The sequence below is a fragment of the Glaciimonas sp. GG7 genome (assembly GCF_052976905.1).
Genome location: NZ_JBRIIQ010000001.1, coordinates 222,061 through 234,688, shown reverse-complemented (window position 1 = coordinate 234,688; position 12,628 = coordinate 222,061). Strand labels below are relative to the sequence as shown.

At 54.1% G+C, this 12,628-nt stretch carries 11 protein-coding genes; 7 read left to right on the top strand and 4 right to left on the bottom strand.

Going from position 1 to position 12,628, the window contains the following annotated elements; genetic code table 11:
* Positions 1-18: 18 nt before the first annotated feature.
* Genes ACVBEF_RS01035 through xdhA form a run of 3 tightly spaced genes read right to left on the bottom strand, consistent with a single transcriptional unit; the run spans position 19 to position 4,571 of the window.
* The gene (locus ACVBEF_RS01035; RefSeq protein WP_447122081.1) at positions 19-663 is read right to left on the bottom strand and encodes an XdhC family protein; all 645 of its coding nucleotides are present in this window, start codon (positions 661-663) and stop codon (positions 19-21) included.
* A gap of 5 nt (positions 664-668) precedes the next feature.
* Entirely contained in the window at positions 669-3,044 is a 2,376-nt protein-coding gene (gene xdhB / locus ACVBEF_RS01030) for a xanthine dehydrogenase molybdopterin binding subunit (protein ID WP_447122080.1), read from the bottom strand.
* 9 nt (positions 3,045-3,053) lie between these two features.
* Complete coding sequence (gene xdhA, locus ACVBEF_RS01025) at positions 3,054-4,571, bottom strand: xanthine dehydrogenase small subunit (protein ID WP_447122079.1); 1,518 nt, start codon at positions 4,569-4,571, stop codon at positions 3,054-3,056.
* A gap of 406 nt (positions 4,572-4,977) precedes the next feature.
* Here xdhA and ACVBEF_RS01020 point away from each other — a divergent pair, with 406 nt between their 5' ends.
* The 4 genes from ACVBEF_RS01020 to ACVBEF_RS01005 all read left to right on the top strand — a co-directional run bounded on the left by ACVBEF_RS01020 (position 4,978) and on the right by ACVBEF_RS01005 (position 8,306).
* On the top strand, positions 4,978-6,213 hold the full coding sequence (locus ACVBEF_RS01020; RefSeq protein ID WP_447122093.1) for a PQQ-dependent sugar dehydrogenase: 1,236 nt from the start codon (positions 4,978-4,980) through the stop codon (positions 6,211-6,213).
* Positions 6,214-6,226: 13 nt separating this feature from the next.
* Complete coding sequence (locus tag ACVBEF_RS01015; protein ID WP_447122078.1) at positions 6,227-6,526, top strand: c-type cytochrome; 300 nt, start codon at positions 6,227-6,229, stop codon at positions 6,524-6,526.
* 8 nt (positions 6,527-6,534) lie between these two features.
* Positions 6,535-6,891, top strand: coding sequence for a hypothetical protein (locus ACVBEF_RS01010; protein ID WP_447122077.1), 357 nt, complete (start codon positions 6,535-6,537; stop codon positions 6,889-6,891).
* A gap of 113 nt (positions 6,892-7,004) precedes the next feature.
* Positions 7,005-8,306, top strand: a complete 1,302-nt coding sequence (locus ACVBEF_RS01005) for an NCS2 family permease (RefSeq protein ID WP_447122076.1) — start codon at positions 7,005-7,007, stop codon at positions 8,304-8,306.
* Positions 8,307-8,321: 15 nt separating this feature from the next.
* Here ACVBEF_RS01005 and ACVBEF_RS01000 read toward each other — a convergent pair whose 3' ends face one another.
* On the bottom strand, positions 8,322-9,032 hold the full coding sequence (locus tag ACVBEF_RS01000) for an autoinducer binding domain-containing protein (protein ID WP_447122075.1): 711 nt from the start codon (positions 9,030-9,032) through the stop codon (positions 8,322-8,324).
* A gap of 338 nt (positions 9,033-9,370) precedes the next feature.
* Here ACVBEF_RS01000 and ACVBEF_RS00995 point away from each other — a divergent pair, with 338 nt between their 5' ends.
* The 3 genes from ACVBEF_RS00995 to ACVBEF_RS00985 all read left to right on the top strand — a co-directional run bounded on the left by ACVBEF_RS00995 (position 9,371) and on the right by ACVBEF_RS00985 (position 12,620).
* Positions 9,371-9,922, top strand: a complete 552-nt coding sequence (locus tag ACVBEF_RS00995; protein ID WP_447122074.1) for an acyl-homoserine-lactone synthase — start codon at positions 9,371-9,373, stop codon at positions 9,920-9,922.
* 155 nt (positions 9,923-10,077) lie between these two features.
* Positions 10,078-10,722 (top strand): lytic polysaccharide monooxygenase auxiliary activity family 9 protein, encoded by a 645-nt coding sequence (locus ACVBEF_RS00990; RefSeq protein WP_447122073.1) that lies wholly within the window; start codon positions 10,078-10,080, stop codon positions 10,720-10,722.
* Between the two features lie 263 nt (positions 10,723-10,985).
* Positions 10,986-12,620 (top strand): acyl-CoA synthetase, encoded by a 1,635-nt coding sequence (locus ACVBEF_RS00985; protein ID WP_447122072.1) that lies wholly within the window; start codon positions 10,986-10,988, stop codon positions 12,618-12,620.
* Positions 12,621-12,628 lie beyond the last annotated feature (8 nt).

Here is a 12,628-nt window from a genome sequence, read left to right as displayed (position 1 = left end):
GTCTCCGACTCAGTAGTTCTATGCCGAGTACCACGGACAAGCACGAATCGATGCTAACGCTCTGACGATCGCGGCACCCACATGGCCTGCGCCGAATAAAAATAATTGCGGACGCGGTGCCAGACAGCCATCGAGCAGCCAACGCTGGCCTGCCGCGTCGCGCAAGATCATTGCGCCATCCTTTAATGCGGGTAAGGTCGGCAGCATGCCCGGCCCATGCATACGCTGGCCTTCGGCGTCGCACAGACTGGTGGCGATATCGCTATCAAGGGCGACTAAGCGCCAACTGTCTTGGGCACGACTCAGACGCAATTGCAGATAGTTGAAATACTCGGCAGCGTTGGCATCGACGCGCTCAAACGCTAAGTGCACTACGCCGCCACAGCATTGACCTAGCGATGGGCCTAAGGGAAAGCGTTCTAAGCGTCGCTCGCTCGATAGTGTCAATTTTTCGCGCAGCATTTGACGGGCGATATCGATGGCGCGTAACTCCAAATGGCCGCCGCCGATGGTGTCGAATTGCGCCAGCGACGTGACGATCATCTTCGCGCCCGGCTCACGCGGGCCAGAGCCCTCAACCTGCGCGACGGTGATCAGAATCGCCGGGCTGGCCGGGGTCGGCTGCTTCATCAACGTGGTCAGTGCGGTGAGCCAGGTGGTCATGATGTTTACCTTTGGACAGCAGCGGCCAGCGTTTCAACGGCCGTGATCGCATTCAAAATCGCTTCACTCGTCGCCGGGGCGTTTAGCGGCGGGTTGTAGCGGTGACCAGCGACACTGGCGACGGCGTCACGGATGGCAAAAAATACCGAGAACGGCAACAACAACGGCGGCTCGCCCACGGCTTTGGAGCGGTGAATGCTGTCTTCGACGTTGCTGTTCTTAAACAACTTAACGCGGAAGTCTTGCGGACAATCCGACACCGCCGGAATTTTGTAGGTAGACGGTGCGTGGGTCATCAATTTGCCGTCTTTGTTCCACCACAATTCTTCCGTCGTCAGCCAGCCCATGCCTTGAATAAACGCACCCTCCACCTGGCCTAAATCGATGGCGGGATTGAGCGATGCACCGGCGTCGTACAGCGCGTCGGCACGCAGCAAGCGCCATTCGCCGGTCAGGGTATCGACCACCACTTCGGAGACCGATGCGCCATAGGCAAAATAAGAGAACGGATGGCCGGTCATGGTTTTGGAATCCCAGTACAAACCGGGCGTGGCGTAGAAGCCATCGGACCATAATTGCACCCGCGCCATGTAGGCCTTTTGAACCAGATCGGCAAAGGTGATGTGATGCGCGCCCATCTGGATCACACCGGCGGCAAACGTCACATCGGTGATATCGCCATCGTGCATCTGCGCAAAAAAGGCGGCCAAGCGTTCGCGGATTGTATGGGCCGCATTTTGTGCGGCTTTACCGTTCAAGTCCGCGCCCGTGGAGGCGGCGGTCGCCGATGTATTGGCGACCTTGCTGGTGTCGGTGGCGGTGACACGCACCAGTGCCAGCGGTATGCCTAACGCATGGGCGACAACCTGCGCGACTTTGGTATTGACGCCCTGCCCCATTTCGGTGCCGCCGTGATTGACCAGCACGGAACCGTCGGTGTAGACGTGGACCAAGGCACCGGCTTGATTTAAGTGCGTGACATTGAAGGCGATGCCGAATTTAAGCGGCGTCAATGCCAGACCTTTTTTGAGCACCGGGCTGCTGGCGTTGAAGGCGGCGATGGCCGCGCGGCGTTGACGGTAATCGCTGCTGGCTTCTAACGCATCGACCAGTTCGTGGATCACGTTGTCGACTACTTTCTGGCCGTATTGCGTGAAGTTGCGGCCTTCGGCATCGTTGCGTCCGTAAAAGTTAATCTTGCGAATATCGAGCGCGTCCCGATCCAGATTGCGGGCGATCTCGTCGAGAATATACTCAATCGCAATCGCGCCTTGCGGGCCACCAAAGCCACGGAAGGCGGTGTTCGACTGGGTATTGGTTTTGCCGCACATGGCGCGGATATCGACGTCGGATAAGTAATACGCGTTGTCGAAATGGCAGACGGCGCGGGTCGCCACGGGGGCCGATAAGTCGGCCGAATAACCGGCGCGGCTGACCATTTCGACGCGTGCGCCGACAATCCGCCCGGTATCGTCATAGCCGACTTCGTAGTCGTAATGAAAGCAATGACGCTTGCCGGTGACCATCATGTCGTCGTCACGGTCGGCACGTAGCTTGACCGGGCGCTTGAGCTTTTGCGCCGCAATCGCGGCCACTGCGGCCCACAAGGCTGATTGCGATTCTTTGCCGCCAAAGCCGCCGCCCATACGCCGACATTCGACGACGATATTGTGGGCGTGCAAACCTAAAGCGTGCGCGACGACGTGTTGCATCTCGGACGGATGCTGGGTCGAACACAGCACCAGCATGCCGTTGCCTTCTTTAGGAATCGCGTAAGAAATCTGACCTTCCAGATAAAACTGTTCTTGCCCGCCGACCAGTAATTCGCCGCTCAGTGTATGGGGGGCCTTGGCAAACGCTTGCTGAAAATCGCCGCGTGCCAAATGCATGGGCGGCAATACATAAGACTGCGCTGCGTGCGCTGCTTGCGGGGTCAGAATCGCTGGCAATTCGTCGTAATCCACCACCACTTTGCGCACCGCGCGGCGGGCGTTGTCGTGACTGTCGGCGATGACGACGAAGATCGGCTGGCCGACGTATTGGACCAGGCCATCGGCCAGAATCGGGTCGTCATGAATGATGGGGCCGCAATCGTTGACGCCGGGAATGTCGCTGGCGACAAGGACGGCAACCACGCCGGTGGCACTGCGCACGGCATCGAGATTGATGGCGCGAATATTGGCATGGGCCTTTTGCGACAAACCGAGCGCGGCGTGCAGCGTGCCTTGAACTTCGGGGATGTCGTCGGTGTAGGTGGCCTCACCCAGCACGTGCAGGATGGCGGACTCGTGCGGATGCGATTGGCCGACTTCGGCCCAGGCAGCGCGACCAACAGCATCAGCAGCGTCTTGTTTCAGAAAAGCGTCGGTTTGGGTATTCATTTCTGTTCCTTAAGCGCAGGCAAAGGCATTGACTTGATCGGTGCGCAACGGGGCGTCAAGGCGGGTTTCGAGCCAGAAGCGACGGAGTAAATTTTGCGCCGTTTGCATGCGATAGGCGCTGGACGCGCGCATGTCGGACAGGGGCGAAAAATCCTCTGCCAGCAAGCGCATCGCTGCTTGCAAGCGGACCTCGTCCCACGGCTGTCCCAGGAGCGCAGCTTCGGCCTTGGCGGCGCGTTTTGGCGTGGCGGCCATACCGCCGAAAGCGATCCGAATAGCACCGATCACGGGGCCGTCCATCACCACTGAAAACGCGGCGCAAACTGCCGAAATATCCTGATCGAAACGCTTGGCCAATTTGTAGGTACGGAACTGCATACCTACGCGTGGCAAAGGCACGCGCACGGACTCGACAAATTCATCGGGCTGCATGTCTTTTTTCATGTAATCCAGATACAGCGACTCCAGCGGCATCACGCGTTGACCGGCCGGGCCGCGCAACACTACTTGCGCATTCAAGGCGATCAGCCACGGTGGCGAATCCCCAATCGGCGAGCCGTTGGCGACGTTGCCGCCGAGCGTGCCGGCGTTGCGGATCGGCAAGGACGCAAAGCGTTGCCACATTTCGCGCAATTCCGGATAGTGTTCAGAGAGCGCAGCGTAGGCGTCGTTGAGGGTCACGCCCGCACCGATCTCCAGCTGGTCGTTGTTGGTGACGATGTTGGTCAGTTCACTGACTTGCCCCAGATAAATGATGTCGCCCAGATCGCGCATTTGCTTGGTCACCCATAAGCCAACGTCGGTCGATCCGGCCAGCATGCGCGCCGTTGGAAGGCTGGCGCGGATGGCGGTCAGTTGGGCGAGTGTGCGGGGGGCGTAGAAATGTTGACCAGCATGCGTGTAGGTAAACATCTCGTCGCGTTGCAGGCCCTGGAGGGCTTTTTGCACGGCTGCGCGGTCGAAACTGACCGGCGGCAATTCGCCCATGCGGTGCGCCGCATCGATAATCGGACGATAGCCGGTGCAACGACATAGATTACCGGACAAGGCCAGATCGATCTCTTTGCGCTGCAACGGTTGCCATGCTGGCGTTGGCGCGGATGCCGTCCCACACTGCGCGCCGTCGTTTTTCAGATATAAATCCCACAGCGACATCACAAACCCCGGCGTACAAAACCCGCATTGCGAGCCGTGACATTCGACCATGGCTTGTTGCACGGGATGCATCGTGCCGTCGGGTTGTTTGACGTCCTCGACCGTAAACAGTGCCTTGCCATCAAGCGTGGGCAGAAACTGGATACAGGAATTGACCGATTTCATCTGTACGCCATCAGCGCCCATTTCACCAATGACGACGGTGCATGCACCGCAATCACCCTCTGCACAGCCCTCTTTGGTGCCGGTGCAATGCAAGTCCTCACGCAGATGCTGAAGAATGGTGCGGGTTGGCGCCGCAGCGTCCACGGTATGGACTTCGCCGCGATAGAAAAAACGGATGGGGCTGCAAGCTTGGGTGGCAGTAGACACGAAAGTCTCCAATATGATTTATTTATAGTCACAGATTAGCAGTGACGCTACCGTGCGCCGCACTATCAGGTGAATGTTGACTATGTGTGGAATGAAATAACGCCACGGCGTTTGATTGAATTATTACTTTTTCGACATCCATTTGGATACGTAGATAAAAGAGAAAGCAAATTTCAGACCCTCCTTTATTTTTATGCGTAATCAGAATAATCAATAGCTATGATATTGCGTGATATATTGTTTGCGCGACACTAAGATGGTGTTTTTCAGTACCTCAAAAACACAAAAAACACGTGTGTTGCAACAGGGAGATTGTATTAACGATAACTATTTGTCTGTAAAAATCAATTAAAAATAACGGAGATAGCACACAATGAAACTGAAAAATCGAACCACATTAACTTTGATGGCGCTCGCAGTCGCTTCTATTGCTTGCCCGTTGACAGCATCAGCGCAAGACAACATGAAACGGCTGGAGAATTTTCAAACCACCGGCGCCTCACTCAATCTGGAAACCGTCCCGCAGACGGGCGCTAAGGCCGACGCAATCAAAGCCAATCTGAAAACCATCAAACTGCCGCCCGGCTTTAAGATCGATCTGTATGCACTCGTCCCAGACGCGCGCCATATGGCGGTCGGACCATCGACCGGCATCGTCTTTGTCGGTACACGCAAAACGCGGGTCTGGGCCGTCACGGACCGCACCAAAACCCGGGTTGCCGATGAAGTGTCGGTGTTTGCGCCGTCTATCGCACAAAAAGTCCCTAACGGCGTCTGCTTTTCGCCCGATGGAATCCTGTATGTGATTGAGCAAAACCGTGTGCTGAGCTATCCTGCAGCCGAATTTTTCTATGAAGGCCCTGACGTTGCCGCTGGCGTTGTCGTGCCGCAAGGCGAACTGATTCCGGTGGAAGAAGAGAGTTTTAATCATGGTGCGCGTACCTGCCGTATCGGACCGGATAACAAGCTCTACATTACCCTCGGCAATCCCTTCAATGTCCCGGCCAAAGAAAGAACTGCGCTGTATAACAAAGTCGGCATGATGGGCATCATCCGCCTGGATCGCGACGGTAAAAATCGCGAAGTCTATGCCCATGGCGTGCGCAATTCGGTCGGCATGGATTTCAATCCCAAGGATAAAACCCTGTGGTTTACCGATAACCAGGTTGACGGCATGGGTGACGATACGCCACCGGGCGAACTCAATCGCGTGACCAAGATGGGCCAGAACTTCGGCTTCCCTTGGTACGGCGGCGGCAAAGTCCGTACCGTGGAATACAAAGACGAGACACCGCCTAAAGACGTGGTGTTCCCGCAGGTCGAAATGGCCGCGCATGCTGCCGATCTGGGCATGAGCTTCTATTCCGGCAAGATGTTCCCGGCAAAATACCAAGGCGGCATTTTCAGTGCCCAGCATGGTTCCTGGAACCGCACTACGCCAGTCGGTGCACGGGTGATGTTTACGTCCCTCAAAGCTGACGGCAATGCTGACAAGACGGAAGTGTTTGCTGATGGTTGGTTGACGGCCAATCATGAGTACACAGGTCGCCCGGTCGATATCGCCACCTTGCCGGATGGTTCGTTGCTGGTGTCGGATGACTATGCCGGGGCCATTTATCGTGTCTCGTATGCGGCGCAGTAATGTGTTCTGGTGTATGAGCATTGCAGCACTGGTTGGCGTAGTTGCCGGCCCGGTGCTGGCAGCCAACAACGCGCCGGCGAAAGCCGGGCAATGCTTTGCCTGTCATGGCAGCGATGGGTTGTCCAAGATGTTGGACGCGCCTAATCTTGCCGGTCAGAACGAGATGTATCTTGTGAAGGCGCTCAACGATTATCGGTCCGGCGCACGTCAGCATGAAGTCATGACGATCATGGCTAAAAATCTATCGGATGCCGACATCGGTGCATTGGCTGCTTATTTTAGTGGCATTGTCATCAGCGTAAAAAGTCCATAAAGAAATCGATGAAGCTGCAATCTTCAGACAAGGCAGTAACACCGCAATGGCGGTGTTACTGCCTTTTTTTATTGCTTACGACCGGCATAGGCATGGTCGGCACTGCAACAGCCGATGAGGTCAAAGAGGTAAGTTGCCGTCGCGTAGGCGCTATGGCACAGGCAATTGCCGAGGCGCGTGACCAAGGGAAAACGGTAGAAGATGCCATCGCCATCGCCACGGCCAGTGCTTCGGCCCAAGCACAGGCCCAAGACCAGAAAACGATCGCAGAAGCAGGCCGTTTGCTGTTCCGCAATTTTCGAAGTATGTCTCCTCCAGCGGCAGCATTTGAGTTTTATATGGACTGCCTTGATAATGACGGTTAGACATCTTTATATGCGCCTGCTATAGCACCATAAAAACAAAAAAGACACGCCGGGCGTATTTCGACGCATTCCGTCACTTGCCGCTGCCGTCTTCTGAAGCCGAGGAGAACACCATGCAGTTACTCGAAAAATTCTTCAAACTTAACGCTAACGGTACCGATGTGCGTACCGAGCTCGTCGCCGGATTGACCACTTTCCTGACGATGGCCTACATCATTTTTGTCAATCCGGCGATTCTGAGCGACGCTGGCATGCCCAAGGGCGCGGTATTCGTGGCGACCTGCATCGCCGCCGCCCTCGGCACGCTGATCATGGCTTGCTATGCAAACTATCCGATTGCGCTGGCACCCGGCATGGGTCTCAATGCTTACTTTGCCTATACCGTGGTCAAGGGCATGGGCATGCCTTGGGAGGTGGCGCTGGGGGCGGTATTTATTTCCGGCTGCTTGTTTGTCATCATTAGTCTGATCGGCGTGCGGGAGATCATTGTCAATGGCATTCCGGCTTCCATCCGTATCGCCATCACTGCCGGTATCGGCCTGTTTCTGGGGATGATTTCACTGAAAACCGCCGGTATCGTCGTCGCAAACCCGGCGACGTTCATCACATTGGGCGATCTGCATAAAATATCGGTCATTCTGGCGATCGTAGGATTTTTGCTGATCGTCACGCTGGACCGATTCAAGATCAAAGGCGCGATACTGATCGGTATTGTGGCGGTGACGCTGCTGAGTTTTTTGCTTGGTGAAAATACCTACAAAGGCGTCTTTTCGATGCCGCCATCTGTTGTGCCAACCTTGTTCAAACTCGACATCATGGGTGCGCTGTCGATGGGCGCGATGAACATTGTGCTGGTGTTTTTTTTGGTGGAATTATTTGATGCAACCGGCACCATGATGGGCGTTGCCACGCGCGCCGGATTGGTCAAAAACGGCAAAATGGAACGCCTCAACCGCGCCTTGTTAGCCGACAGTACCGCCATTGTTGTCGGCACGTTGCTGGGCACTACCAGCACCACCGCTTACGTCGAAAGCGCCTCCGGAGTCCAGGCCGGTGGCCGCACCGGATTGACCGCGCTGGCGGTTGCTGTGCTGTTTTTGGCGTGTTTGTTTATCTCTCCATTAGCCAGTGAAGTCCCTGGGTATGCTACGGCACCGGCGTTGTTTTATGTCGCCTGTCTGATGTTGCGCGAAATCACACATCTGGATTGGGATGACAGTACCGAAAGCGTCCCCGGCGTGATCACGATCGTGATGATGCCGTTTACCTATTCGATCGCTAACGGGATTGCTTTCGGCTTTATTTCGTATGCGGCGTTGAAGCTGCTCACCGGTCGATTGAGAGAAGTCAACATCGTTGTCTGGATCATTGCAGCCGTATTTCTTTTCAGGTTTATCGGCTTGGGCGCTAAGTAAGGTGTCATTCTCTACCTACAACAGACCCAACACTGCGGCCTTAACGGCTACTGCCGTTTTGTTGGTGACACCGAGTTTCAGCAAGGTGTTGTTGACATGAAAATTCACGGTCCGCTCGGAAATACCGATGATCTCGCCAACCTCGCTTGACGTCTTACCATCGGCAGTCCAGCGCAGCACTTCGACTTCGCGCGCGGTTAAATTAGCTGCCGCCTCCGGCGTGAGCTTTTCCACTAAAAGGCGGGAAAGCGCCTGATGCGCAATCTGCGCCAGCCAGGATATTTTTAAGGAAATGTCGCCCAGCTCTTTTATCGTAAGGTGATCCTCAGAGCGGGAGAGACTGAGTAATCCCACGTTACCTCTGCCATCGTGAAATGACTGAGCACATCCCACCTTCAATCCATGGCCTTGCGCGTCCTCCCAGAATGGCCGGGAGGCGGCAACGATGGTGTCGGACCACAATATGGGGATCGTTGATTGCGCTGCGTGGACGACGGTCGGATCAACCTCCAGATAATTCGCCTCCTCATAACGTTGTTGCCATGAGGACGAATAATTATTGAACCTGATTAATTTCGGCTGCGATATCGGTAAAGGCATACGCATGCCATAAGCGCAATAATCGAACCCAAGATCTTTGGCTGCAGATAACAACGCTACGAAGAATGTCGCGTCATTCTTTACGCTAAATAAAGCCTCCGTCTGCTTTTCTTGCCAACTAAGCATTGCGCATCCCAAGATGTCGTTTCCATAAGAAAATTCTTATAGAAGCTATAGACAATTCTGCTCACACCATAACAGATCTCAATTTTTGTATTTAAAAACCGATATTGCACATGTCAATCTTGACGATGAATGTTGTATTGCCGAGTACATCACATCAGTTTAAAAAATTTCTTGGAAGGCTCTTCATATTTATCAAACTTGATTCTTTTTGACTGGCAGTTGAGAACGCATACTTACAATATTTGCTCATTTCAACATGAAGAGTAACTGTCAAAGTTTACAGCCCAAAAAAATACTGCTAAGGATTGGGGCCTGCATACATTTTTAGAAAGTGCGCTATGAGCATTACATCTGGTGCTATGGATTGTTTACCCAAGGAGCTGCTTTCCAAACTATTGCGTTATCGCCACAAAGTGTTTATCGATACACTAGGCTGGAAACTCAATACAGAAAATGGTGCCGAGTTAGACCAGTTTGATCGTAGCGATACCGTCTATGTCATCGCGCAAGACCATCAAGGAAATGTAAACGGTTGCGCGCGCCTGCTCCCCACCAATCGTCCCTATCTCTTGGGCGAAGTATTTCCCCAACTTCTGCATGGCTTACCCCCACCTGAGAGCGCCGACGTGTGGGAGTTATCACGCTTTGCCGCACTGGATTTTCATCACCGCACCGTGTCAGTTGCCGGCGCAGTGCTTGCACCGGTAACGACAAGGTTGCTGCAAGAATCGATTTGTTACGCCAATGCGCAAGGCGCAAAAAAACTCATTACAGTATCGACGACGGCAATGGAACGCTTGATGCGAAAAGCAGCAATTCGGGTCCAGAGAGCAGGGCCACCGATGATGATTAATGGGTATTCAACGTATGCATGCTGGATTGAATGTTAGTGTTTTTCGGGAGGGTCACAACGGCATACTCTGCAAGCTGGAACTGTCAACATTGACAGTTCCCCGATGATCGATGCCATGTTGTTATAAGACTGGTGCCAGTGTGTTCTGCGCAATCACGACTGGACACCTTCGACCAACCGGGAGTCAACATCATGGATGAAATTAAAATGCGGCATGGCCGCATCACTACACCTGAAACACGCAGTCTGGTAGCGACCAAACTTGGGTTAATCGGTGATTGGCAAAATAATGAGATGGAAGGCGGGAAAAATTTTCCAGCGTTGATGAGTGGCCCCTTTCCCGTCCCTTACGAAACCGATAGTGCCAGCAATGCACCGCCTGCCGATGGCACTATTCTGAGTGGCGGAAAAGATGATGCACGCGCATGCGTCAACTTTACCGATCAGGAAATGCGAGACAAACTAAAAGCATTGGGAAAGCCCGACGCGGCATTTACCTGGCCGCAAATAAACGTTCATGCAGGGCAAATATTCAACGTGCAATGGGCTTATACCGCGAAACACATTACCCGTGGTTATCGTTGGTTTATCACGAAAGATCAGTGGGACCCACAGCAGCGTATTACGCGTGCACAACTTGAAACCACACCCTTTTCAGAAGATTTTTATACAGAGGTTCCGTATTACCAACACAAGGAAAAAATGGTGCCGAAAAGTGAACATAATGTTGTTCTTCCGCAAGGAAAGAAAGGACATCACGTCATCCTTCTGGCATGGATAGTTGCCGATACCGGCGCGGCGTTTTATCAGGCCTTTGATGTGCATTTTTCTGCGTAAAATCTGCGCGTAAATGTCCGCATAATAAAAAGGGGGGTCTGTTCTGGTAAAGAACAGACCCCCCTTTTTATTATGCTTGGCCAGAAAGCTGCCAAAACACACACACGTGCCGGTCAACTGCCATTCCCGGGGGCAATAGTGTGGTCTGTGTTAAGTATTTTTTAGAAATACCCTCCTCCATTACCATCCAATTTGCCAGCAAGTGATAGCCTGAAGGACTTCAACCACAGCAATAGTGGCCTCAGTATCCTCAGGAGACAAATATGACAGTCGATTTCAACACCGGGCTGGATAAAAATCCGGCCAATTTTGTCGCCCTCACCCCCATCGATTACATCGCCCGTGCCGCCGAAGTATATGGCGACCGGCTGGCCATCGTGCATGGCCCATTGCGTCAAAACTGGCGTCAGACCTATGCGCGCACCAGACAACTAGCCAGTGCCTTGCAGCAACTCGGCGTCAAAAAAGGCGACACCGTTGCCGTCATGCTGCCCAATACACCGGCGATGGTCGAAGTGCACTTTGGTGTGCCAATGACGGGCGCGGTGCTCAACGCCTTGAATATCCGACTCGATGTCACTTCTTTGGCGTTCATGCTGCGTCACGGTGAAGCTAAGGTATTGATCGTCGATACTGAGTTTGCCGAGCTGGCCGCACAACTTGCGCAAGAGATCCCTGACCTGGTCGTCATCGCTGTGCATGACGTGCTCGGCCCTGAGGTTGCAGCCTTTGGTGCGACCGACTATGAAGCCTTGCTCGCCACCGGCGACGCGGCGTTCGTCTGGCAAGCGCCGGTCGATGAGTGGGATGCGATCGCACTCAATTACACCTCCGGCACCACGGGCGATCCCAAAGGCGTGGTGTATCACCATCGCGGCGCGGCCTTAAATGCGGTCTCCAACATTCTTGAATGGGACTTGCCGAAACATCCGGTCTATCTGTGGACCCTGCCCATGTTTCATTGCAATGGCTGGTGTTTTCCGTGGACGATTGCGGCGCGCGCCGGGGTCAATGTCTGTTTGCGCAAGTTTGAGCCCAAGCTGGTGTTCGACCTGATCCGCACCGAAAACATCACCCACTATTGCGCCGCACCGATTGTGCATGCAGCCCTCGCCAATGCGCCAACGGCGTGGCGTGAAGGGATACAGGGCGTGGTGCGCGGTATGGTCGCCGGCTCGCCGCCACCGGCTGCGGTCCTCGCTAAGATGGAAGAAATGGGTTTCGATCTGGTGCATGTGTATGGGCTGACCGAGACCTATGGTCCGGCGGCCGTGTGTGCCGAACAACCAAGCTGGGACGATCTCTCCGCCGACGCGCGCGCTGGCATGAAATCGCATCAAGGCGTGCGTTATCACTTGCAATCGGCGGTGGCGGTTTTGCATCCGATATCGCTGCAACCGGTGGTCGCCGATGGCGATGAGATCGGCGAGATCATGTTTCGCGGCAACATTTGTATGAAGGGCTATCTTAAAAACGAAAAAGCCACGCAAGAGGCATTTGCAGGCGGCTGGTTTCACACCGGCGACCTGGGTGTCTGCACCGCCGATGGCTACATCAAGATCAAAGACCGCAGCAAAGACATCATCATTTCCGGCGGAGAAAATATTTCCAGCGTGGAGGTCGAAGAGGCCCTGTATCGCCATCCTGCCGTATTGGCCGCAGCAGTAGTCGCACAGCCAGATAAGAAATGGGGCGAGACACCTTGCGCCTTCGTTGAACTCAAAGAAGGCGCAATGGTAAGTGAGGAAGAGTTAATCGCTTTTTGTAAAACAATGTTGGCAGGATTCAAGACGCCCAAAGCAATCTTCTTTGGGCCGCTGCCAAAAACATCTACCGGAAAAATTCAGAAATTTGAATTACGCAAACGCATGCAGTCACAATCTGCGATTGATGTCTGACCAACTCA